Source organism: Wolbachia endosymbiont (group B) of Melanargia galathea (assembly GCF_964030625.1).
GTDB lineage: Bacteria > Pseudomonadota > Alphaproteobacteria > Rickettsiales > Anaplasmataceae > Wolbachia.
The window spans coordinates 467,558-492,902 of sequence record NZ_OZ034910.1; the positions used below are offsets into that span (position 1 = coordinate 467,558).

The following is a 25,345-nucleotide window of genomic DNA, read 5'->3' on the forward strand; positions in this document are numbered from 1 at the left end:
TTAGTCGTATGGTTCCAGAGAGGTGATACATAAGAGATTGCTATAATGCCAAAACACTAAACTTAGTGCTTTTTTATGTAAGTTGATCATCATTTCTCTTTGTTGTTTTCAAACGGGTTATTATTAGTAGGTGTTACTAAAAATTTAAACAACCAACACATTTCCCACACCCAAAATCAAATGTTGTGAAGGCTTTTCGTCCTGAAATTGAAGGATTAGTAGATATTCTCTCAAAAATATTTTATTAACAAAAGATGCTATTTTAATTTTTGCCATATTAAGTAAACTTTGCTATTCTAATACTGGTGTAAATATATCTCAGAGAGGGTTTATGCATGTACCTAAACAACAAACCAGTTTTTATCAAGAAGATAAACAGTTTTTATCACGTTCTTACACATCAAAAGAGGAGTTTATTAGAGAATATAAAAAGCTCTACCGCAGAAAAGCAAAAGCTGAAGAACTTTATCTCCTGGTTTTAACTGAACTCGAAGAGGCAATATCAGATGGTAATGTCGACAGCTTAAAAAAATTAAGCAATTTTATTGATTACATAACTGATGCAGAAGATCAAGTAACTTTGAGAGACTATTATGATAATGCTAACAATCCTGTTAAGAGTACTAACTTAGTTATCTTAGCTTGTAAACACAATAAGGTAAAGATTTTAGAATACCTACTTGGCAATAATAGTAAAATTCTCAGTAATTTATCTGTTGGCATCAGAGAAACTACTATATTACCAGATGATGAGGATGAAACATGCCATAATGCGTTTTATTATGCTATACGTTCAGGTAATGTTGAACTTCTTGATACACTCATTAATAAATGGCCAGGTAATTATTTTGCTGTTCATTTCAGGGAATTAGATGAAATTCTTTCACGAGCTTATGAGGAATTAAAGCTAAAGAACGTATTATTATCAGAAGAGATAGAAATTTTTGTTGAAAATAAATTGATAAACCTCCGTTTTTTCTCTAGTGCTTCTGGACAAGATCAGAATGTGAAGAGTTATCTTAATAACATAAGAGAGCGGATTGAGTTAGTACTTCAAAATATTAGCCTGTTAAAGGCAGAGTATTCAAACACAGAAAAAGTAGATGAAAAGTTTTTATTCATAGCAAAATTTATTGCACAAAATATTCATATATTAAAGCGGCAGTTGAAATCAACCTACGATAGACTACCTTGGGAAGAAATGGAATTTTGTTTGATCAGTTTTGTTTCTTCTCACATAAAACGACAGGAAATGAATCTATTCTATAATGCCACATTGAATAAAAGTAAAATACTAGACCACTTGGAAAATTTTGCAAAGAAACTTAAAGAAGAAAAAGATATTATAGAAGGTGTGGACATTGGTAAATTTGCTGATCTCCCGAAGTTAAAACGTGAGAGGGTTGTTGCAGAGATCGTTAGCAATTATCCTCAATTTGGAGAGTTGTATAGCGATTATCAACAAATTAGGGATATTCATTCTTTAGAGAAAATAAGTGATTATATAAAGTTGGCATTATCAGCTAATCCTAAAGAAAGGGAAGGACAGTTAATTATTACAAGGGTTTTACAGGTTATTGGTGAATATTTAAAAAACACTCTAGAATCTCCCAAGTTATCTAGCACTACAAGCGAGCTTCTTCTACTATCATTACCAAAGAACACAAGAGAAGTCATTATAGATTTACGTAATTCACTGTCACATGCTTACTCGCTCTCTAAAAGAACAGAGATTGAGGAAAATACAGATGTTAACTTTTTTATTGGTGTTCAAAATGATACTAAAAGAATCGATAATGTAATTACTGATATTCTTTACAATAACAAGATTAAAATAGTCATAATATTGCTAAAGAAAATTACCAGTAGTGAAAACTTAGACGAGATAAAAGAAGTTGCTGGAATATTTAGTAACGTTGAATTAGATGAAATGATTACAGAGAGTTTTAAAGTGATGGAACATGATAAGCTTGAAAAACTCATAAAAGAATTAAGCAATAATATAACTGAAAAGACGAATTATGAAAAGGAGCTGTTTAATAAAATTGATAACATAATCAATTTTGCAAAAACTAAATCAAAAAATATCAGAACTGATTATGTTACGGCGTTTATATCATTAAAGAGCTTAGATGTTGGTTTGAATGACAATAAGATTGACCATAATGTTATTAGAGGAATAAAATTCTTTGCTAATAAAACACTAGAGAATATTCCTTCCCAAATAGAGTCTCACAATCTTAAAGAAATAGCCGAACTATCAATGAAAATTTCTCATAGTGTTAGGTCAAGAATACAGGATGACAACCTTGATAAAGTAAATAGATTAACTTGTGAGATTTTTTACATTGCTGAACTTGGAACAGGTGACCTTAAATGGATTGAGGAATTAAGAAACAAGTTGAATGAGAAAGGTTCGTTTATTCCTATACATAAACAAAGGAAGGCTTACAACATAACAGAAGAAAAATACAATAACCAGCTTGAACTGAAGTTATCTGAACTGAAAAGTATTTTGAGGAATAACGCATTAAGTGGCAAGTTAACTGAAAAGCTTCCTTCCTACAAGAGGAATAAAAAGTTGCAAGCAGTAGTAGAAATGCTTGTTCTGGATATAATGTCAATTTTAGGTAGATCAGAGAAGCATCTAGAAAACAATCTACTTTTTTTAGATGATAACACTCCTTTATTAACTGGAAAATGTTTGCGTAATCATTTAGCACACGATAATACCTTAGTTGATGTATTGTTATCTGATCCCTCAATAGCAGTTATCTTGAACGCTAAAAAACTTATTTCAGAAAATGTAATAAAAAGTAAGAAGAAAATTGGCAAGTCGGTAAGAGATGATCCTTCCAAGCTGAAAGATAAATACGATCAAAACCTTATCACTATTACTAATCAGGAAAAAATGTTTGCTGCGTTGGAAGAAGGAAATCTTGAAGACTTAAAGAGTTATCTCAAAAAAGGAGCAGACATCAATGCTAGAAGTATTAACTCATGGACTACATTACATTTTGCTGCTAAGGGACCTAGTCTTGAAATTATAAAATTTGTTCTTAATCAAAATTTAGACGTTAATGTTAAAGATATTAATGGTCAAAGCCCACTACATATTGCTGCTGCATATGGAAGGAAAAATATTGTGGAATTTTTTATAGGAAAAACAGGTGTATATGTTGATGATCTAGATAATAGTGGCAAAACATCACTACATATTGCAGCTAAAAATGGTCACAAAGATGCTGTTGAAATTCTACTAAAAAATAATGCTAATACTAATACCAAAGATATAGCTGGTTTTTCACCTTTACACTATGCAATAAAAAACAATCATATTGATGTTGCTAAGATTATGCTGGAAAAAGAAGCGAATGTTGACATCAACGAAACTATGGGTGGCTTTACTTCACTACATATAGCTGCAGAAAGTGGTTATCTAGGGCTAGTTAATTTTTTACTGAAAAATGAGGCAAATGTTAATGCAAGAAACGATAAGGAGGGAATACCATTACATACAGCAGCACTAAATGGCCACCTAGAAGTAGTGAATGCTTTAATTCTCAAAGGAGCCGATGTTAACTCCAGAGTTATAGATGGTTGTACACCATTACACTATGCAATAGAAAACGGTCATGAAAAGATAGCTAATATTTTATTGAAGCATGGAGCTAATGTTAATGTTGTTGACAAAACCTATAATAACACACCTTTGCACTACGCAGCAAAAGATGGACATGAGAAAATTGTTAAGGCTTTACTGACAAATAATGCAAATGCTAGTATTGCCACTGTGGAAGGTATAACCCCACTACATTTTGCAGTGCAGAGTGGCCACTTGAAGATAGTTGTTGCTCTTCTCGAGCATGGGGTTAACATTCGCGCTAAAGATAAAAATAATGCTACGCCATTACACTATGCAGCAGAGAGTGGTCATAAGGCAGTTGCTGAGCTTTTAATAAAAAATGGAGTAGAAATCAATGATAAAGCCAATAATAATCTAACACCATTACATGTAGCTGCTCTGAAAGGTCACAAAGATATTATTGAACTCCTAATAAGAAATAAAGCTGAAGTTAGAGCTCAAGACATTAAGGGTAGTACACCATTACATGCAGCTGCGATGAATGGTAGCAAAGATATTATTGATCTTCTAATAAAAAATAAAGCTGAAGTTGATGCTAGAACTAATGATGGCATGACGCCATTGCATGTAGCTGCTCTAAGTGGACATAAAGACGCTATTGCTTTTCTAATCAAAAGTAAAGCTGAAGTCAATACTAGTGCTAATTATGGTCTTACACCTTTACATGCAGCTATTGTAGGGGGTCACAAAGATATTGTGAACCTTTTAATAAAAAATGAAGCCAAAGTTAATATGGAAGGTATTGCAGGTAGTACACCATTACATGTAGCTGTGGAGGAAGGTTATAAAGAAATCGTTGGAATTTTGGTAGCAAATAGAGCCAATGTTAATGTTAAGAGTAACAACCTAACACCATTGCTTTCTGCTATTAAGCATAATCATAAGGAAATCGTTGAAGTTCTTGTAGAAAATGGAGCTAGTGTTAATGCAGAAGGTGGTGAACCTTTATCATTAGCAGTGCTCGCTGGTTATAGGGATATTGTAGAGATTTTGCTAAAAAACAAGGCCCGTACTAATATGAAAGGTCCTGAAGATGCTACACTATTACATTTGGCTGCTAAAAGAGGCCACAAGGAAATAGTAAATGCTCTGATAGCAAGGGGAGCCAATGTTGATGCTATGACTATTAATAGTACAACACCATTATATCTTGCGGCACAAGAAGGCCATGAAGAAGTTGCTGAAATTTTGATAGCAAACAAGGCTAACGTTAACTTTGTAAATGTTGAAGGTGCTCCACTACATATAGCTGCAGGACACGGCCATGTTAATGTTATTGAAGTCCTATTAAGTAATGGAGCAAAAGTTAATGTTAAGGACAATAAGAGCAGAACACCTTTAGAATTAGCAGTTGCACATGGTCATTTGCAAGTGGTTAAAATGTTACTGCAGTATAAAAAAGTAGATATGAATGCTAAAGGCAATGATGATTGGACTATACTGCACATTGCTTCACAGGAAAGTAACTTGGAAATGGTAAAATGTCTAGTAGATGAAGGGTCTAATATTAATGCTAAAAATGCCTCTGGATCAAAGCCTATACACATTGCAGCTAGAGAAGGTTATAAAGATACCGTAGAGTTTTTCCTTAGCAAGGGGTTGAGTATTAATGAGCTTGGTACAGCTAACCAGACATTACTACACTATGCTGCAATGAAAGGTCGGTTAGAAGTTGTAAAGTATTTGATAGCACAAGGTGCTGACGTTAATGCTAAAGATATTAATGGCTTAACCCCTATGCATATTGCTGCTAATTTTGGTTATAAAGACGTTATTGAAGTTTTATTAAAAAATGGTGCAGTTTATAACGCTGTTGACAAGCTTTGTAGAAGACCATTAGAAATGACTAACGATAAAGACGTTATCAATCTATTAGCATCAACTGAGAAATTATTTGAGGCTGTAAAACGTAATAGCTCTTCAGAGGTTGAGAATTACATTAAAGCAGGAGCGTTTGTTAATGCCAAAAATGCTGATAGTGTAACACCATTATATTATGCTGCATGGAAGGGCTATGATGGAGTTGTCAATATTCTATTACAAAATAAAGCTAATCCTAATGTGGTTGGTAACAAGGGGTTTACTCCTCTGCATTATGCTGCTAAGTTCTCTCACTTAAAAGTTGTAAAGGCCCTATTATCTAATGGTGCAGTATACAATGCTGTCTCTGACAGTGGGAAAACACCATCAGATTTTACTGTGGATAAAAGTATAACTAGCTTATTTAAACTAGTCAGTGAATCATTTAAAAAGGTTAAAGATGGTAATGCTCAAGTTATTAATGACCTAAATAAGATAAAGGATATTGATACAGTAAAAGCAGTGATGAGTGCTCGTAATAGAGAGAACAAAACGTTAGTAGTTGCTGCAGTACATAGTAACTTTTCAAAAGTCGAGCAGTTGAAGCAGATATCGCAAAGTGACGTATCCGCTCAGATTGATACAGCTTTAGTGCTCTTGAATCAAGGCAATTACCAAAAAGCCTTAAGTATTTTCAGAAGCGCATTTGAAAGAAGAAAAGAAATACTAGGACCAGACAATCCTGGTACTTTAGATATTCAGACATATATAGCCAAAGTGCTATATAAGCAAGGAATTTACCAAGAAGCTTTAAATATGCTTAAAGAGATTTTTCAGAAACAAAAAGAAATGCTGGGTTTAAACGATAAGGATACTTTAAGTACAAGAAGTACAATCGCTTTAGTGCTGCATAGACAGGGGAAAGATGAAGAAGCTTTTAATATTTATCAAGAAGTCTATCAGAGACAAAAGGAAATACTAGGGTCAAATCATTCAGATACCTTAAATACTCAGTTTCACATGGCATTAGTATTAGATAAACAGGGAAAATATGAAGAAGCGTTAAATATCAATAGGGCAGTTTTTGAAAAGAGGAAAGAAACACTAGGTACACATGATCTAGCCACTGTGAGTGCCAAAAATAATATAGCAATGGTACTAGCTAACCAAGGTAAATACGAAGAGTCCTTAAAAATCTATAAAGAGGTTTTTGAAAAGAAGAAAATAATTTTAGGTATTAATCATGCTGATACCTTGAGAACGTTACATAACATTGCTGGGGTACTCTTCAATCAAAATAAATATCATGAAGCCTTGAAAGCTTTTCAAGAGGTTTTAAATATCCAGAAAAAAGCTTTACAACAAAATCACCCAGAAACCTTGAATACTCAATACAACATAGCAAATGTACTTTTTGCTCAAGGGAAATGGATCAGCGCACTTAAAGTCTACAGAGAAAGTTTAGATCAAAGAAAAGCTGTTTTTGGACCAAGTCATCCGAGTGTTTTAGATATTTTAAAAAAGATAGAGATGATTAATTTTAGATTTAAGCTTGAGGGTAGCGAAGCATCAGAGGTTCTCCAGCATCTGCAGAAAGATATCAACATTGCTGCTAGTAAAGGTGATATACGAACTGTTCAGCGTCTGTTAAAAGATGGAGCTGATGCCAACGATAAAGATATTGATGGAAGAACACCGTTGCATTACGCTGTTAGCAATGGACACATAGATATAGTAAACATCTTACTAACAAATGGAGCTAATGTTAGTCAAGTTACTAATAAAGGTAATACACCATTACACACTGCTACTTCCAAATGTTACAAAGAAATTGTTGAGGTTCTGTTACAACATATCAGTCGTGATAAATTAAATGACTTTGTTAATGCTAAAACTACTTCTAGTGGTACTACATCACTTCATGTTGCAGCTAAAGGTGGCTCCTTGGAAGTTGTAAAATCTTTATTAAAACATGGTGCAATTTATAACATCAAGAATAAAGAAGGTAAAGCACCACTTGATCTTTCTCGAGACCAAAATATTACTAACCTATTGAAATTAGTAGAAGAGCTGTTTGAGAATGCAAAAAATGGTAATGTTGAAATTATCAGTAAGCTGAAAGCAATAAAACCTGATGAGCGCGTAGCTGTAACAAATGCTCGTAATGATCAAGACAAGTCATTAGTCCAGGTTGCAGTAATCAATAAACACTCAAACCTTGCAAGTAGATTATTAGAAATATTAAAAAGTCCAGATCAGAGTTTACAAGATGTCAGCGTAGAAAATCGAGTAAAGAGTTTAAAGTTATAGCTCTCTTAAATGAAACTCTAATGAGGGTGCCAAGATCTAGAAAATATATAAAAATTACAGTGGACTTTACATCTTACTAATTATAAATTAACTTACTACCTAATCAATTCCTGAATTATGTATGAGTAAAATTTTGATAATATTAGCAGCAGGAAAGAGCAGTAGAATGAATTCTGAATATTCAAAAGCGTTGCACCAAGTGGGAAATCTTACTCTTTTAGAACATATAATTTCTAATGCAAAATCGCTGAGTCTAAAAAGCTTATCAATTGTTGTTAACAACTCCCTTCTAAAAGATTTAGAAAACTTTGATACTCTAAAAAGTATAATCGATCAATACAATATAAAACTAATAATTCAAGAAGATATTACAGGCACTGGCACTGCAGTTAAAATTGCTCTAGAAAATCTGGAGGAGTTATCTGATCAAGACATAGTTTTAATACAGTATGGAGACACTCCTTTTATATCTAGCGATACAGTTATGAAAATGACTGATTGTTTAAAGTATAATAATTTAGTTCTTCTTGGATTCAATAGTCAAGATGAACAATATGGAAGATTAGTAATTGATAATTACGGAAATGTTCAAAAAATCCTAAAAAATGGAGATAAAATGCTTCTTGCAAACTCTGGAATAATGGCTTTATATGCTAAAGATCTCTTTACCTTAGTAAAAGAAATAAAATTCAATAATTCGACCAATGAATATTGTCTTAATGATATAGTGCCCATTGCAGCAAACAATAACTTGAGTGTAGGTTATGTAGTTTCTGATGAAAGAGAAGCAATGGGAGTAAATAATAAAGAGGATTTGATTAAAGCCGAACACTATTTTCAAGAAAGAAGGCAGCCAACTTTTCTTTCATAACTACATTTTTTTATTCATTAATTTAAGTTGACATTTGTTTTATACTGGTTTTATAATACCTTTTGATTCTTACTTGTAAGATAATTGGTACGACAAATTTTCCTAGTTGTAGTGAGAGGGTATACATGGGGATATTAATAACAGGTGCTGCAGGTTTGATAGGGTCAACCTTGGTGAAAAAGTTAGAAAACCAGGGCCATGAAGTAATAAGCTGTGATATTAGGTTTCGCAACAATCCACTCAGTTTTTTTTCAGAAGATATAGTACCACTACTTGCTAAGTGTACAGGAATTATTCATCTGGCTGCAATTTCTCGAGTTATACATGGTGAACTTTATCCTGAACTGTGTAAAAAAATTAATGTTGATGGTACAATGCAGTTTTTAGGGTTATGTAAGTCACTTCCAAATAAACCATGGTTTATATATGCAAGTAGTAGGGAAGTCTATGGAGAGCAGAAGGAACTGCCGGTTACAGAATCTGCTAGTATCGATCCAATAAATAATTATGCCAAAGGTAAAGCATTTATTGAGAAGCAAATAACAAGTTTAAAAGATTTTAATGTAGCAATATTACGCTTTTCAAATGTATACGGTGGTTTACTAGATCATAACAGTAGAGTAATTCCCGCACTCTGTATTAATGCATTAAGAGGTGATCCAATTAAAATAGAAGGTAAAGAATGTGTTTTTGATTTTACCTACTTGGATGATGTTATAGAGGGTATATGCTTAACTGTTAAATATTTACAAAGTGAAAAATCTTCTCTTCCTGCTATTCATCTTACTACTAATAGCCCATGTACTTTAGAAAACTTAGCAAAAACAATATTAAAAGTCACGAAAAGTGATTCTAGAATTGATTTTTATCCTCCAAGAAATTTTGACGTAACTAAGTTCCATGGTGATTTTACTAGAGCTAAAGAGCTACTTGGTTGGTCTCCAAAGCATTCATTAGAAGTAGGATTAAGCAATTTTATAAAAAGTCTACAAAACAATATACAAGAGTATCCTAACAATATAGATATGGTAATATATGAAAATATTAAAAGTTATTCATGGTTACCCTCCTTATTATAGCGCTGGTTCAGAGGTTTACAGCCAAACTCTTGCTCATGAACTAGCAAATAACAATGAGGTACAAGTATTTACTAGGTATGAAAATAGCTTTTTACCTGATTTTTATTACACTACAGTCCTAGATCGTAGTGATTCTCGAATCTTACTGCATTTAATTAATATACCCATAGCTAAATATCGTTATAAATTTATTAATGAAGAAGTAGATATAAAATTTAAAAGAGTAATAGATAACTTTCAGCCAGATCTTATACATTTTGGTCATCTTAATCATCTATCAATTACTTTACCAGAAATTGCTTTTAAAGAAAATATACCTACAATTTTTACGCTACATGACTTTTGGTTAATGTGTCCAAGAGGAAGGTTTATTCAACGCAATTCTGAAGATTTATTACAGCTTTGTGATGGACAAAAGGATCAAAAATGTGCAACCCAATGTTACAAGGGATATTTTACAGGAGATGAAGAATTCCTGAATTCAGACCTAAATTATTGGGAACAATGGGTTGCAACTAGAATGAAGCACACAAGGAAAATAATAGACTATATAGATTACTTTATTTCCCCATCGAAATTCTTGATGGATAAATTTACTCAGGATTTTAATGTTCCGATAAACAAAATTTCTTATCTTGATTATGGTTTTGATCTCAATCGTCTTAAGAATAGAAATAGAGTACAAGAAAAAGAGTTTATTTTCGGTTATATTGGTACTCATACTCCCGAAAAAGGTGTTGATCTATTATTGAAAGCTTTTTCTCACTTATCATCTAAAGCAAAACTTAGAATTTGGGGAGCAGCAAGAGAAGAAACTAAAGCTTTAAAAGCGATTGCCGATCAGTTTTCACCTGTTGTTAAAGAAAGAATAGAGTGGATGGGAAGTTATGATAATAAGAATATAGTTACTGACGTATTTAATAAAGTTGATGCAATAGTCGTTCCTTCAATTTGGGGTGAAAATTCACCGTTAGTAATACATGAAGCACAGCAACTTAGAATACCAGTTATAACAGCCGATTATGGTGGTATGGCAGAATATGTAAGAGATGGACTATTATTTAAGCACAGAGATGCAAGTAGTTTGTCAGAAAAAATGCAAGTCCTATCTACAAATCAGGAGTTATACAATAAACTTACCCAAAAAGGCTATCCTTATACTAAAAATGGAAATATACCTTCTATGAGTGAGCATATTGAGAAACTTAACAAGATTTACCGTAATGCTATTGAAAAGAAAGGCAAATCAGTAGCTGTTAAACCCGGTCCTTGGAGAATTACTTTTGATACTAATCCAGATTACTGTAATTTTGCTTGTATAATGTGCGAATGTTTTTCACCATACAGCAAAGTTAAAGAAGAAAAGAAAGCTAAAGGAATAAAACCTAAGATACTGTCGATAGAAACTATCAGAAAAGTAATTAAGGAAGCAGCTGACACACCTTTAAGGGAAATCATTCCTTCTACTATGGGTGAGCCTTTAATGTATAAAAGCTTTGATGAAATAATCAATTTGTGCCATGAGTTCGGCCTTAAGCTTAACCTCACAACCAATGGTTCTTTTCCCATTAAAAGAGCTAGAAAATGGGCTGAACTATTGGTACCAATTTTATCTGATGTTAAGATTTCCTGGAATGGGGCAACTAAAGAAACTCATGAAAGAATCATGAAAGGTTCAAAATGGGAAGTAGTGACAGAAAATTTAAAAACTTTCCTTGAAGTTAGAGATAAATACTTTAGCGATACAGGTGAAAGGTGTACCGTTACTTTACAATTAACATTTTTGGAAAGTAATTTACATGAACTCTATGACATAGTTAAGATGGCCATAAAAAACGGCATAGATAGAGTTAAAGGACATCATCTTTGGGCACATTTTGAGGAAATTAAGGATCTATCTATGAGAAGAGATGAGTTAGCAATTAGTAGATGGAATACAGAGGTGAGAAGGTTATATGAGCTTAGAGATAATATGCTATTACCAAATGGTAAAAAGATAAAATTAGAAAATTTTACAATTCTTTCTCAAGAAGGTATTAAGGATTTGGCTCCAGGTGGTCAATGCCCATTTTTAGGTAAAGAAGCATGGATAAACAATGAAGGAAAGTTTAGTCCTTGCTGTGCTCCAGATGAACTCCGTAAGACATTAGGAAATTTTGGTAATGTTAATGAGGTTAAACTCGAGGAAATATGGCAGAGTAGTGAGTACCTAAGCTTACAAAAGAATTATTTAAATTACAAATTATGCAAAACATGCAACATGAGAAAACCTTTGATCAATTAATCAAAGATAATCTTAGATCTATTAAAATTTCACCGTGTGAGAGCTTTCACGAATTACTAGGAAATCCTTTGTATGAAAATAGGTTTATAAAGGTTGGTAAATTTCATGAGCCTGGTCTTGCACCGGTTTATGATCAGACAGGTGCTTATCATATCAATGTAAGAGGAGAAGCAGTTTATCATAATAGATTTCTAAAAACTTTTGGATTCTACTTTAATAGAGCAGCCGTAGAAGATGATACAGGGTGTTACCATATTGATTCATTTGGATGTAGAGTATACAAACAGTCTTATCAATGGATTGGAAATTATCAGGAAGATGCTTGTGTAGTTAGAAGACATGATAAATGTTTTCATATTAATTTAAATGGCAACAGGATTTATCAGGAGGAATATGATTATGTTGGAGATTTTAAGGATGGTATCGCTGTAGTCTATAAGGATGGTAAAGCTACACATATTAATCATCATGGAAAGTTAGTACATAATAAATGGTATAAAAAACTTAATGTTTTTCATAAAGGGTATTCTATTGCAGAAGATCAACATGGTTGGTTTCATATAGATATTAATGGTGATCCTGTTTACCAGCAGAGATTTAAAATGGTAGAAGCATTCTATAATGGGATGGCAAAAGTTGAAACTTTTGAAGGTCTGTTAGGACAAATCGATATTACCGGAAATGTAAAGTTTAGTATTTTTGATTTAGGTAAAGAATCTCAAGTGCATAGGATTTCTGCAGAACTTTCAGCCTTTTGGAAAACTTACCTAACAAGCATTGCTATTGAACTTGATTTGTTAAATATTTTACCTGCAACTATGCCAGTTTTATCTAAAAAGTTAAACATTATCGTACCAAATCTAGAAAGGCTGTTAAGGGCGTTGTGGGAAATAGGGTTTGTTGATTACGATAAGGACGAGGACTTATGGAAACTATCATCAAAAGGTAAGTGTCTTAAGGAAATACCATTTTTGCCAAAAGCAGCAACAATGTGGGCAAGAGTTGCCGCTGAAAAGAATTGGTTAAAGATTGCTGATATACTAAAACAGGAGTCAATCTCTTCATTTGAATCTTTTAAGGAAAGAGAAGCATCAGAAGATAAGAAAATAGCGTTTTACCAAGCATTGCTAGGATATTCTAGATTTGATACTAAAGAGTTTAATTCTAGGATTAATATAGATGGTGCTAAGAATATATTGCTATTTGGTGTACACTCTTTATTTCTTGCTTATTCTGATATACACAATAAAGGTTCTATAGGCCTATATAACGAACATAAAGTACCAAGACAGTTAGTAGAAAATTTAAAAGTCAAACTTATAACTCAGGAAGAACTATCAGTTACAAATTATGAATTAGGTGTCTTTTGCCGCTTTCTACAGCACTATGATGATGATAAAGTATTGTCTTATTTAAAATTGGTCAAAGGAATATCTCGTATTTTATTGATAGAAACTATTTTAGATTACCGCTCTCCAACTGGAGGCTCTGTAGATATTAATGTCATGGTTGAAACAGGAGGTAAACTAAGAACATTAAACGATTGGGAAAAAATACTCAAACAAGTAAAAGGATTCAAAATTTTTGCTGTTTTACCTTTAACAGATTACTTATCAGTTATTGATGTCAGATGTTAATCACATGGAAACATTACAAAAAAATGTTTTTTTTATTATCAAAAATCTGGTTCCTTTAGAGCTAATAATTCAGTCTTTAAGTGATATAACAAATAAGATATCAAAGCTATCCCAAGAAATAAGTGTTTCAACTTCTGACTACTTAAACTGTACCGGCAGATGGGGCATGTTATCTCAAGTAACTAGAATTATATCTCAAGCATTAGATAAAATTATTAAAAATTACCTTGAAAAGTCACTTCAGTGTCAGATACTGCAGAAAAAATCAAATGTTATATGTAAAACTGCTGATTTAATAGATGCAGTTCCCTTTCACCAAGACATCTCCTATAGTTTCAATGATCCTTACCACTTTTCCGTTTGGTTAGCTTTGAATAATGTAAGTGAAACTTCAGGTGCACTACAAATTATAGAAAACAGTCATAAATGGGAAATACAGCCTTTAGTTGATTTTTGGTACCCATATTTTTTTGATCAGTACTCAAACAACCGAGAAAATTACAAAATTAAGTCACTACCTATTTCAGCAGGAGATGCGATAGTTTTTGATTCACGGTTATGGCATGGTAGTGATAAGAATACAGATGCTAAAGATAGATTTGCTTATGTAACAAGGTGGATTATAAAAGATCAAGACCTTCCCTATGTGCCAAAACCTCAGCCTTCAGTTTTTGGTATACTCAATTGTGGTGAGTTAACAGAATCTATACTGAGAGAATGCTTGTCATTGTTTGGCTACCAGGAAAGTATAAAAGCAAAAAACATGGAAGAACTTATCAAGAGCTGGTTAGCCTTTATTACAGATACAACTACAAATATTTCTGAGATCGACACTACTGAGGCTAAGCGAGATTTATATAAGCTGCTTATTCTAAATCAAGCATCAGCACTACATGATGCTGGAGACATCTCAGGAAAAATATACAAAAATTTATGGTTTTCACTACTTGTATTTCTTAATAAAAAAGTCAACGTAGTGGAGCTAGCATTGTAAATGAACAGAAGTAGAGTTGATAGCTTCAAATGTGTATTGATGTTCATCTTGAATATAGTATCTAAATTCAAGCTTAATGTACTTATAATGTCTTTAGTTGCTCTGGTGGTAGCTGTTGATTTGTCTTTTAGAAAGTATTTAGTAAAAAATATTCTAGATACAGCTGTAAAATATCAGGAAGGTAATGTAATTGAAAATCTTTTATTACCTGTAAGCGCTTATCTTGGTATGGCATTACTTATCACTACTGCTTTTAGATTCTATGGCTATTTTGTTGACATTCGAATGTTTACCTTAATGCGTCAAAAAATAGCTGATATGTCTTTTTGTAGGCTACTCCAACAAGACCATTCCTATTATCAGAACAATTTATCCGGAAGTTTAGTACATAAGGCCAGTAACTTAATGGATAGTGTGATAGAGTTAATAAGATTGCTTATAGATTGTTTTTTCGGTTACAGCATAGCATTAGTCTTAGCTATTTATACCTTATCATTAGTAAACATAAAATTTGCAATCGCCACATTCACTTGGGTAAGCATTTTTATTTTAGTATCGATTTTCAGCTTTCGTGTACTTACTGAACTAGCTGATAATTACTCTAAACAAAATTCACAAGTAATAGCTAGTATAGCAGATAGTATTTTAAATGTTATATCAGTAAGGCTATTTTCTCAGCAAGCACATGAGAGACACAAATTTTTTCAAATATGCAAGAAAAGAACTATTGCAGAGAGAAAATTACAATGGGCATACTTTTGTCTTTGGTTTATATATGGCTATTCATTTGATATACTCCAAGCAGTAAACTTGTACTTTTTAATTTATGACTATCAATTGAACAAAATTGCAATAGGAGATATTGCTCTTGTACTTGGAATTAATATATCGATTATAGAGTTTCTTAACCATCTAACTAGGAATCTTACCCAATTTTCTACTCATTTCGGCAAAGTTTCAGATGCATTGCCAATCTTGACTACTGTACCAGAAATTCAAGATAAGGAAAATGCTAAAGAATTAAATTTATTAAGTGGAAGAATAACGTTTAACAATGTTTCTTTTTCTTATGAAGGTCAGGAGCCATTATTTCAAGATTTCTCAGTTACCATTAATCCTTGCGAAAAGGTAGGTCTAGTTGGTTATTCTGGAGGTGGTAAATCTACTTTTATAAACTTAATTCTAAGGCTATTTGATGTTAAAAAAGGTAATATACAGATTGATAATCAAATAGTATCAGAAGTTACACAGAGTTCTTTGAGGCAACAAATATCTGTAATACCTCAAGACCCATTGTTATTTCATGATACTATTTTAGCAAACATCATATATGGTAGACTTCAATCTACTATCGAAGAAATAATGAGAGCTGCAAAGCTGGCTGGTATTCACGATTTCATTATGACTCTACCAGATCAATATGGAACTACAGTCGGAGAAAAAGGCATCAAGCTATCTGGAGGAGAAAGACAAAGAATAATAATAGCCAGGGCATTTTTAAAAAACGCTCCAATATTATTTCTCGATGAACCAACTAGTCAGTTAGATTCTATAACAGAAAAAACAATTCAAATGAGTTTATTCAAATTGATGAAAAATAAAACTACGATTACTATAGCACACCGTATTTCTACACTTTTACACATGGACCGAATTCTAGTATTTAACAAAGGAAAAATTGTCCAAGATGGTAAACATGCTGAATTAGTTTCTAAGCAAGGTCTTTACAAGGAACTTTGGAATGCTCAAATTGGTTGTTTGAATGGCAAAAAATAAGATGGAAAAAATTATTGATCTGAGAAGTGACACTACAACTCTGCAGGGCTCCAACGTTATACATGCAATAAGTAATGCAACTGTTGGAGATTTTGCTTATGGTGAAGACAAAAGCTGTAATGACTTATCAGAATATTGCAAACAATTATTCAAAGTAGAAGAAGCATTATTTGTAACCAGCGGTATGCTTGCAAATAGATTAGCCATTGCCAGTCAAACAAGTCCTGGTGATGAACTAATAACTCATTATAATTACCACGTTAATTTTTTCGATAGCGCAGGCAATGCAAAAGTAAATAATATCGTATTTAATTGTATTAGAAATAATAGCGGAATCTTAGATGTTGATGAAGTAGAATATGCTATTAATTCTAAGCCGAGGTATAAAATTTTTGCTCAGGTGAGTCTTGTTTCTATAGAAAATAGTATAAATGGGTTTAATGGTAAAATTTATCCTTTTGAAAAACAAGTCGAGTTATATCACTTTTTAAAAGCTCACAATGTAAATCTTCATTTAGACGGTGCAAGAATATTTAATGCTCATATCGAAACAAATATTGCTTTAGCAGATTATGCTAAATATGTGGATACAATGAGCTTTTCTTTTACTAAAGGACTTGGCGCTCCTTTTGGTTCAATGCTTATGGGTAAAAGAGAGATAATTGAAAGGGCTAAAAAGCTACAGGTTTGGCTAGGTAGTGGTTATCATCAGATAGGGTATTGTGCTAATGCAGCAAAATACGTACTACAGAATAATATCTCTAGGCTTAAAGAAGATAATAAGCTCGCTAAATTGTTTGCAGATAAGATTAAAGAAATTCCACACATAAAACTGGTACTACCTTATCCAGAAACTAATATAGTAAGCTTCAGTATAAAAGCACTAAATGTAACTAATGAGGTTTTCTTGAGTAAGTGCCAAGCTTATGGTTTATTGCTTTTTCCTTGGCTCGAGTCTCATATAAGAGCAGTTACCCATCTTGGCACAAAGGAAACAGAAATCATGAAAGCTGCTGAAATTATAAAGGAGGTTGTGTTAAATTTAATATGAGAATAAAAATAGATTTCTTTAGCGATTCAAACACTGACCCTTCAGCTAAAATGAGGGAAGCGATGGCTAAAGCAAAAGTTGGAAACGAAGCTGCATGTGAAGATCCAACTGTAAACGAATTAGTGGCAACCGCATGTAAAATATTAGGTAAACCTGCAGGAATCTTTTTGATTTCAGGAACGATGTCCAATGTAATTGCTTATAAAGTACACATTCAAAGACCTGGTGATTACTTGCTGCTTGATGAAACTTCACATCCGCTCATAGTACAATCTGGCTTGATCGCAGCCCAGGCACATGCCACTCCTTTGCCCATCAAAGGTACGAGAGGAATATTTACTGGAGAACAAATTGTTGAGTTTATTACTCGTCCTAGTTTAAGAAATATTCCGAGAGTTGGGCTTGTTTCTATCGAACAAACGACAAATTTTGGTGGTGGAGCTGTGTGGCCTTTAGAATATATTCAAGAGATCTCAAGTCTCTGCAAAGAGAATGACGTATTCACTCATTTAGATGGAGCAAGACTGTTCAACGCTTGTGCTCATACTAAAATATCTCCAAAAGAGTATGCAAGTTATTTTGATTCGATATTTATTGATTTTAGTAAAGGATTAGGTGCTCCAATGGGCGCAATATTGCTTGGAAGTGAAGATTTTATTGAAAAAGCTTGGTACTATAAGTTTCAAATTGGCGGAGGTATGCACCAAGCTGGCATTATTTCAGCTGCATGTTTATATGCTCTACATAATAATGTAAATTCTTTAGAAGAAGATCATAAAAAAATGCAGCACCTTATAGAAGGCCTAGGCTCTATAGATCAAGTTATAATTGATATCGACCTGTATAAAACTAATATAGCGTATTTTTCATTACGTACTAATTGTATATCTACTCAAGAATTAATAAACGTACTAATGACAAATTATGGAATTAGAATGGCTAACATCAAAGGTAAAATCAGAGCTATAACACATAGAGATATAAGCTATGAAGATATTAATACTACTGTATCTGCTATAAGAAAGATACTAAGTAAGTAATTTTCTGCACTAATTGTTTGCAAACTTCTTGTCAAACAATATTATACCAATATAGTATTATGCTAGCATCTGCATAGAGCTATTTGGGAATAGGTGTGAACTTTGTCTTCTTTCAATATTTACTATTCTTCTGTGGATATATGCTGCTTTATTTATCAAGACAAAGTATACCAATTGCTCTACCACTGTTAATAGATACTGACCATGTAAAATTAAGCTATTTTTTTGCCTGCTTTTCTTTTTTTTATGGAGTATCAAAATTTGTTAATGGAATAATCATGGACTCCAAAAATAATCCATTATTTATGTTTGGGCTATGCAATATTGCAACTGGATTATTAACCATTGGTATAACTTTATCATATAATAATCTAACTTTATTACTGTTAACATTAATATTATTAGCTTGGACACAAGGGTTAGGTTGGCCAGCTATTACCAAGTTTATGGTTACAAACTCTAGCATCTCTTCAATTGCATCATCATGGGGAGTTATGAGCGCATCTCAGCAACTTGGTTCTTGTATTACTTTAATTGTATTACCAAGTATAATTAAAATATATGATGCAAAAAGTGCATTTTTGTACTCTGGTCTCTTATGCTTACTTTTTGGAATTTATACAATATTAAAAGCATATTACAAAGAAAGTGCCAACTTTACTACCTATTATAAGGTGCAGAAATCTCAAATAGGTATCAAGGTAACAAGTTCCATATGGTTTCTATGTTGTGCTACTTTTTGTGCTTATATTATAAAAATGGGAATCTTTTTTTGGTTTCCTATAATTTTAATGGATAAATTACAAATTTCTCTTGTACAATCCTCACTAATAACAGGCGTATATGATTTAGGTGGAATCCTTGGAACTTTAATCACAGGAAGAATTAGTGATATGTACTTCTTTCAAAATAGAAGCTTGCTGGCATTACTTTACATGTTGGGTATAGCACTCACTTTTATTGCAATGAACTTTGGTCAAAACATAATTCTTATGAACCTTGGTGCAATCTTATCAGGATTCTTTATATTTGGAGTGCAAGTACTGACAGGTGTTATAGCTGTAGAAATTGCTCCACAAAATAATGTGTGTGCAATTGTAAGCTTAACAGGATTATTTGGGTATATTGCAAGTTCAATATTTTCATGCGTGCTCTTAGGAGTACTTGTTAAGCACTGTGGTAACAGTATTATGTTTTCATTTTTTTCCATTTGCTCTGTTGTTGCACTCGTTTGCTTTTCCATACTATCAAGCAAAGATCTAAAAAAACTAAGTAAAGCGGTGTAAAAAAAATTTCTCAACAGTTAAACTTTGTAGATAGATTTTTTACCCAAGGAATAAACATGGTAACCATATCTTAGTAATAGCTCGCTATCTAATAAATTACGGAAATCAAAAACATTAGGTGCAGCCATAATACTCTTTAAACTTGCAAAATCTTGATTTTTAAATTCTTTCCACTCCGTTAATAATAATAAGGCTTCCGCGTCTCTTGCAGCCCCTATAGCATTGTCTGCGTACTCTATATCCTTTAGAACTTGCCTAGCATTATCCATCCCCATTGGATCATATGCAGTAATTTTAGCCTTGTTATTCACTAACAATTTTGCAATATCTATAGCTGGGCTATTTCTTACATCATCAGTACCAGACTTAAAAGTTAGCCCCCATATTGCTATTTTTTTATTTTGGACTCCATTTAATACATATTCTACCTTTTTAGCAATGTTTGTTATATGATTATAGTTAGATTCTTTAACTGAATTTAAAATTTGTAGCTTAACATTGTAGTCTTCAGCAAGCCTTAATAAAGCTGACAAATCCTTAGGAAAACATGATCCTCCAAATCCTGGACCAGCTTTGAGAAATTCCTTACCTATTCTATGGTCCATTCCCATACTGTTAGCTAAAAGGTCAATGTCTGCTCCTAATAGCTCACATAAACCTGCCATCTCATTGATAAAAGCAACCTTTGTTGCTAGAAAGGCATTAGAAGCATATTTAATCATTTCAGCAGTAACTGTATCAGTGACTATTAACGGAATATTCTTATCTATAAATGATCTATATATAACTTCTAGTTTTGCCCTAGCTAGCTTAGTTTTTACTCCTATTATTATCCTATCTGGGTATAAAAAATCTGATACTGCAGAGCCTTGCTTGAGAAACTCTGGATTAACTCCTAAATCAAAGTTATAGCCCTTATTAGATAAATAATTATGTATATTTTCTGCAGTACCAGGAGGAACAGTTGACTTTATCACTATTAAGCAATCTTGATTAACTCTCTCAGAAACTTCACTTACTGCATTATATACATTCTTTAAATTTGCATTTCCTAGGGAGTCTGATGGAGTATCTACAGTTACAAATACTACTTCTGTATTGGGATTTATTTGAGAATACGAATCAAAAAATCTTATCCTTTGTGACTTTATATTATTCTCTAAATAATCTGCTAATCCAGGTTCATATAAGGGAATTTTCCCTGATTTCAAAAGTTCAATCTTCTCAGTATTTATGTCAATGCAATCAACTTTATGGCCCTGCTCCGATAACATTGTACCAGATACTAAGCCTACATACCCTACTCCTATAATAGTTATGTGCATTTTATTATCACCTTAAAAATATAGCTTAGCATCTAAAATAAATACCATTAACAATTATAAACTTTTGTTGTTACATTATTTTTCTTAATTGCCTTACCTTCCGAATAAGCTATAAATAAGGTTGATGGTATTAATATCAAAGTACCATATAAAGCACTTTTATCAGGTAATTCATTAAATATAACGTATGTTACTATTGCAGAAATTATTAGCTCTATGTATCTATACGGTGCAAGTGCAGTAGCATCAGTAAGAGCAAAAGCTTTTAACATGAAGAACAGAATTAGGTTTGAACTTATTCCTAAAATCAGCAGTAATACTAACTCCAACAAGGAAGGCATATGCCAATAAAATAACAAAGGTGGAGTAGAAAAAATAGTTGTCGTTAGAGCTGAATAAAATAACATACTTATTACTGACTCTTTTATTACAAGTTTCTTATTAAGTATGTCTAATATAGCAAAGATTAATGCAGATACAATAAAAATAAGAATTTTAGGATTAAAATCTTCACTATGAGCTTTGGTAGTAATAGCAATACCAACAAAGCCAATAACAGTTACTATCCATCTTTGCCAAATTATATTTTCGTTTAGCAAAGGGATTGCAAGAAGTATAACAAATAATGGTATAGAAAAACTTATAATCGTTGCAGTTACTATGGGGAAAACAGTCAACCCGTAAGTCCATAAGGTCATTCCACAAAACAACAACCCACCCCTGGTTATTTGAGTAGATATTTGACTTGTTTTAAAAGTTTCTATTCCATAGTAAAACATAAAAGGTACAAGGGTAATAGTGGTAAACAGAAAGCGGAAAAAAATTATTTCAAAACTCTGAAGATGTAAACTTAGATATTTTGATATAGTATCATTAGCTACACTACTAAGTAAGCTAAGTATAAACCAGATAACCCCAAACAAATAAGCTCTCAATCTGTAATCCATAAAGCTTCTGATTTAATAGATACGATGTACTCATATAATTTTACTACAAAACTAATAATATAAAAGTTTTCTGATGTACGTCCCCAGAATGTGATCGTAAGGGTTCATTATAAATAATTCGGGAAATTTCGTCTCTTTAGACATATTAAGAGCTATGTAACGAACGTTTATATTTGTGAGTAATAGTAAGGCTCAAGTAAGGAAAATGCTAGTGAGGTAAAGTAGAATAACGTTGATTTGATAATTTAAGCTCATTCCCTCTTGCTACATCTCTCTTTAAATATCTCCTCTTTTGCAGCAGGTCTATAGAATTATACAGAGTATTTTATCTTCCAATACAGGCAATCTTGACGTTCTTCCATGGCATTTCTTCTGTTCTTGAACTTTTTCCCACTCTGGGCGCACATACTGTAATTGCTATTGAATGATGGAGAGACATACTCCATTATTTTAGCACGAAGTAACAAATTCAATGAATTAGTTCTTCAAGAATAATTTAAACTTTTACAGTAGGAGTAGTCTCATGAAACATTATAGCGGGTTAGATGTCTCACTCAAAGAAACTTTTATTAGTATCATTGATGAGAAAGGAAAAATTGTTAAAGAAGGGGTTGTTGCAAGTGAAAGCAGTGCAATAGCTGAGTTTCTGCTTGGTCAAAACAAAAAATACGAGTCCATAGGAATAGAAAGCGGGCAATTATCAATATCGATGTGCAAAGAGTTGAGGAATCTTGGATTACCAGTAACTTGTGTAGATGCAAGGCATATGGCAGCAGCATTATCTGCGAGAATCAATAAGAATGATAAAAATGATGCAAGAGGCATAGCACAAATGATGAGAGTTGGGCTATTTAAGGAGGTATTAGTAAAATCAGACGAAGCTTGTCAGGTTAAAATAATACTTGGAAGCAGAAGACAATTAATACGTTGCAGAGAGCAAATTGCGGGAACAATAAGGGGATTACTGAAAATATACGGGATATCTGAATTCTATTTCTTCTTTATTCTTATTATTATTCATATAATTTACCCTTCACTAACAACAAACTTTTTTTTAATATTTACTGCTTTATCAGCATTGGCATAGAGCCATAGCTTCCGAGTGAAGTCAAATCAATTTTTCAATCTTTTTTACTTATTTTTTCATCAAAAAGTAAAGATATTAATAGATACTGATTTTTTATTTTAAATTTGTTGAATTTCGTCTAAAGAGATGCCTACTGTTTTTAAAATAATATTGATAGAAATTCCTTCCTTAACTAAATCCTTTGCAATTTTCATCTTTTCTGCTCTTTTCACTTTCTCTTCGCAAATTTGTATGCTTTCAAACAGAGATTTCATTAGTGCATGACGTAGTTCTTGGCTTTCAATTTTTTTGTATTCTTCAATTAAATTAGGTACCACTTTATCATCTGCATCCTCTGTTAGTTCAAGTAGGTCCATGATATTAATCGATAACGCCTTTGCTATCTCATATAATCTTCCCAGTGGAACAGCAGTTCTTCCTTGTTCATAGTTGCTTATTTCATCACGTGTTGTACTCATTTTCTTTGCTAAATCCTTCTGAGTATATTCCCGCACTAGTCTCCATTCTTTTATCTTCTTTCCTATTTTGCAGTATATAGAACCTATTTTTTCTTCAACACATTCATCAGCAGAGAGGCCAATTGCTTGTGAAACAATATCAACAGAAATCCCTGCTTTAACCAGGCCCTTTGCAATTTTTACTTTCTCTGCTTTTTTACTACTTTTCTCACCAACTCGGGTAAATTTTGTTAGCAAGTAAAACACCTTGCGCAACTCTTGATCATTAATCGTTTTATATTTTCTTACTAGATTTAATATTTCCTCTCCCTTATCTTCAAAACAGATTTTTTCATTTGATACAGGAATAAGATCCGTAATATTAATTGATAACACCTTTGCTATAGCGCACAACTTTTCAATCGAAATTTTTCGTGTTCCTTTTTCATATTGTAGTACTATTTGATATGTTACGCCGATTTTTCCCGCTAAATCTTTTTGAGTATAGCCTCGCTTTAACCTCCAGCTCCTTACTTTTTGTGCTATCTGATACCTTATAGAGATATTTGCCATAAATATTATACAGTTTAATACTACCAAATAAAGATATACAAAAGGGATGCTTCTTTCTATGTTTGAATTTTAGTTGAATATTTCTTCACAATTGTGTATAATTACTAATGCTTTTTAGGTTAATTCGTCATGGCTCTTTCGAAATTTCTTGATCCCAAAAATGACTTGAGCTTTAAAAAGATCTTTGGCTCTGAAAAGAATAAAAATATCTTAATTCACTTCCTCAACGATATCTTAGGTTTTTCTACTTCTGATCAAATAATGGAAATTGAATTCCTTAGTACCATTATGGATCCTGAAATTGCCTCTGACAAACAAAGCATTGTTGATGTTCTTTGCAAAGACTCTATTGGTAATAGATTTGTTATCGAAATGCAACTCGCTCGTGATAAAGGCTTTGAGAAACGTGCTCAACTTTATGCTGCTAAAGCTTACTCTCGGCAATTAGATAAATCTGGTAATTACATTCATCTTCAGAAAGTCTTCTTTATTGCTATTTCCAATTGTAACCTTCTGCCTGAAGAAGTTGACTATATTTCTACTCATAATATACGCGATATCAAAACCAATGGGCATTACTTGAAAGATTTACAATTTGTCTTTATTGAGTTGCCTAAATTTACAAAAAATAAGGTAGAGCAATTAGAGAATACTACAGAGAGATGGTGTTTCTTTTTTAAATACGCAGAAGATACAACTGAAGAAGATCTAAAAAAGATAGCAGCAGAAGCTCCGATAATAAAGCTAGCATATGATGAATTAGACAGGTTTCGCTGGAATGAAAAGGATTTGATCGCATATGAAGAAAGAATATTGAGCGTGCAGAAAGAAAACGCTATCCTTGCTCAAAAACTCGATGATGCTAAACATGAAGGAATCCAAATTGGAGAAGAGAAAGGCAGGAAAGAAGGCATCCAAATCGGCCATGAAAAAGGTAAAATTGAAGGTAAAATTGAAGTTGCAAAAAATTCACTCAAGGCCGATGTCCCTATAGATGTTATAGCTCAAATTACCGGTCTCTCTCATTCTGAAATTTTACAACTCAGGGAAAAAACATAAATACTACAACTTATTCACTTCAACATTTATGAAAATCTTCTTTAAGTTAGATATATTCCCTAATTAAGAATCTAATGAACTGTCAAAATAGCTATAAGGATTGCACATAGAATTATATAAATTACTATCATAACGTTACTCAA

15 protein-coding genes are annotated in these 25,345 nt (G+C 32.5%); 12 read left to right on the plus strand and 3 right to left on the minus strand.

The genetic code is table 11. The features are described 5' to 3' along the window. The first annotated feature begins 331 nt into the window (after positions 1 to 331). The 10 genes from AAHF52_RS02155 to AAHF52_RS02200 all read left to right on the plus strand — a co-directional run bounded on the left by AAHF52_RS02155 (position 332) and on the right by AAHF52_RS02200 (position 19,774). Positions 332 to 7,756 carry an ankyrin repeat domain-containing protein gene (locus AAHF52_RS02155; RefSeq protein ID WP_264376941.1) on the plus strand — a complete coding sequence of 2,475 codons (7,425 nt, stop codon included), beginning with the start codon at positions 332 to 334 and terminating at the stop codon, positions 7,754 to 7,756. Between the two features lie 133 nt (positions 7,757 to 7,889). Continuing rightward, complete coding sequence (locus tag AAHF52_RS02160; RefSeq protein WP_342068478.1) at positions 7,890 to 8,627, plus strand: NTP transferase domain-containing protein; 738 nt, start codon at positions 7,890 to 7,892, stop codon at positions 8,625 to 8,627. 125 nt (positions 8,628 to 8,752) lie between these two features. Then, on the plus strand, positions 8,753 to 9,706 hold the full coding sequence (locus AAHF52_RS02165) for an NAD-dependent epimerase/dehydratase family protein (protein WP_264376250.1): 954 nt from the start codon (positions 8,753 to 8,755) through the stop codon (positions 9,704 to 9,706). Further along, entirely contained in the window at positions 9,663 to 11,990 is a 2,328-nt protein-coding gene (locus tag AAHF52_RS02170) for a glycosyltransferase (protein WP_342068479.1), read from the plus strand. The genes AAHF52_RS02165 and AAHF52_RS02170 overlap by 44 nt, the downstream gene beginning before the upstream one ends. Continuing rightward, positions 11,951 to 13,627: a WG repeat-containing protein gene (locus AAHF52_RS02175; protein WP_264376595.1), complete on the plus strand. Its 1,677-nt coding sequence runs from the start codon at positions 11,951 to 11,953 to the stop codon at positions 13,625 to 13,627. The genes AAHF52_RS02170 and AAHF52_RS02175 overlap by 40 nt, the downstream gene beginning before the upstream one ends. A gap of 4 nt (positions 13,628 to 13,631) precedes the next feature. Next, the gene (locus tag AAHF52_RS02180) at positions 13,632 to 14,621 is read left to right on the plus strand and encodes a phytanoyl-CoA dioxygenase family protein (protein WP_342068480.1); all 990 of its coding nucleotides are present in this window, start codon (positions 13,632 to 13,634) and stop codon (positions 14,619 to 14,621) included. Then, entirely contained in the window at positions 14,622 to 16,397 is a 1,776-nt protein-coding gene (locus AAHF52_RS02185; protein WP_211908065.1) for an ABC transporter ATP-binding protein, read from the plus strand. A 1-nt stretch (position 16,398) separates the two neighbouring features. After that, entirely contained in the window at positions 16,399 to 17,448 is a 1,050-nt protein-coding gene (locus tag AAHF52_RS02190; protein ID WP_211908672.1) for a threonine aldolase family protein, read from the plus strand. Continuing rightward, positions 17,445 to 18,488, plus strand: a complete 1,044-nt coding sequence (locus AAHF52_RS02195; RefSeq protein WP_264376874.1) for a threonine aldolase family protein — start codon at positions 17,445 to 17,447, stop codon at positions 18,486 to 18,488. Before AAHF52_RS02190 ends, AAHF52_RS02195 begins: the two co-directional genes overlap by 4 nt. Before the next feature lie 140 nt (positions 18,489 to 18,628). Then, complete coding sequence (locus AAHF52_RS02200; RefSeq protein ID WP_342068481.1) at positions 18,629 to 19,774, plus strand: MFS transporter; 1,146 nt, start codon at positions 18,629 to 18,631, stop codon at positions 19,772 to 19,774. A gap of 17 nt (positions 19,775 to 19,791) precedes the next feature. Here AAHF52_RS02200 and AAHF52_RS02205 read toward each other — a convergent pair whose 3' ends face one another. Beyond that, positions 19,792 to 21,099: a UDP-glucose dehydrogenase family protein gene (locus tag AAHF52_RS02205; RefSeq protein WP_264376253.1), complete on the minus strand. Its 1,308-nt coding sequence runs from the start codon at positions 21,097 to 21,099 to the stop codon at positions 19,792 to 19,794. A 47-nt stretch (positions 21,100 to 21,146) separates the two neighbouring features. Continuing rightward, positions 21,147 to 22,046: a DMT family transporter gene (locus tag AAHF52_RS02210; RefSeq protein ID WP_214303431.1), complete on the minus strand. Its 900-nt coding sequence runs from the start codon at positions 22,044 to 22,046 to the stop codon at positions 21,147 to 21,149. A 523-nt stretch (positions 22,047 to 22,569) separates the two neighbouring features. Between AAHF52_RS02210 and AAHF52_RS02215 the strand changes: the two genes are divergently transcribed. After that, positions 22,570 to 23,133, plus strand: a complete 564-nt coding sequence (locus AAHF52_RS02215; protein WP_342068482.1) for an IS110 family transposase — start codon at positions 22,570 to 22,572, stop codon at positions 23,131 to 23,133. A 98-nt stretch (positions 23,134 to 23,231) separates the two neighbouring features. On the opposite strand, the gene AAHF52_RS02220 is transcribed toward AAHF52_RS02215, so the two are convergent. Beyond that, a complete protein-coding gene (locus tag AAHF52_RS02220; RefSeq protein ID WP_264376373.1) occupies positions 23,232 to 24,143 on the minus strand; it encodes a helix-turn-helix domain-containing protein in 912 nt (303 codons plus the stop codon). Positions 24,144 to 24,272: 129 nt separating this feature from the next. On the opposite strand from AAHF52_RS02220, the gene AAHF52_RS02225 reads away from it, so the two are divergent. Next, complete coding sequence (locus AAHF52_RS02225; protein ID WP_262986565.1) at positions 24,273 to 25,202, plus strand: Rpn family recombination-promoting nuclease/putative transposase; 930 nt, start codon at positions 24,273 to 24,275, stop codon at positions 25,200 to 25,202. Positions 25,203 to 25,345: the final 143 nt, after the last annotated feature.

Coding starts and splice junctions, on each gene's coding strand:
- AAHF52_RS02155 (WP_264376941.1), top strand. CDS start 332: ATGCATGTACCTAAACAACAAACCAGTTTTTATCAAGAAGATAAACAG.
- AAHF52_RS02165 (WP_264376250.1), top strand. CDS start 8,753: ATGGGGATATTAATAACAGGTGCTGCAGGTTTGATAGGGTCAACCTTG.
- AAHF52_RS02170 (WP_342068479.1), top strand. CDS start 9,663: ATGAAAATATTAAAAGTTATTCATGGTTACCCTCCTTATTATAGCGCT.
- AAHF52_RS02175 (WP_264376595.1), top strand. CDS start 11,951: ATGCAAAACATGCAACATGAGAAAACCTTTGATCAATTAATCAAAGAT.
- AAHF52_RS02180 (WP_342068480.1), top strand. CDS start 13,632: ATGGAAACATTACAAAAAAATGTTTTTTTTATTATCAAAAATCTGGTT.
- AAHF52_RS02185 (WP_211908065.1), top strand. CDS start 14,622: ATGAACAGAAGTAGAGTTGATAGCTTCAAATGTGTATTGATGTTCATC.
- AAHF52_RS02190 (WP_211908672.1), top strand. CDS start 16,399: ATGGAAAAAATTATTGATCTGAGAAGTGACACTACAACTCTGCAGGGC.
- AAHF52_RS02195 (WP_264376874.1), top strand. CDS start 17,445: ATGAGAATAAAAATAGATTTCTTTAGCGATTCAAACACTGACCCTTCA.
- AAHF52_RS02200 (WP_342068481.1), top strand. CDS start 18,629: ATGCTGCTTTATTTATCAAGACAAAGTATACCAATTGCTCTACCACTG.
- AAHF52_RS02205 (WP_264376253.1), bottom strand. CDS start 21,099: ATGCACATAACTATTATAGGAGTAGGGTATGTAGGCTTAGTATCTGGT.
- AAHF52_RS02210 (WP_214303431.1), bottom strand. CDS start 22,046: ATGGATTACAGATTGAGAGCTTATTTGTTTGGGGTTATCTGGTTTATA.
- AAHF52_RS02215 (WP_342068482.1), top strand. CDS start 22,570: ATGAAACATTATAGCGGGTTAGATGTCTCACTCAAAGAAACTTTTATT.
- AAHF52_RS02220 (WP_264376373.1), bottom strand. CDS start 24,143: ATGGCAAATATCTCTATAAGGTATCAGATAGCACAAAAAGTAAGGAGC.
- AAHF52_RS02225 (WP_262986565.1), top strand. CDS start 24,273: ATGGCTCTTTCGAAATTTCTTGATCCCAAAAATGACTTGAGCTTTAAA.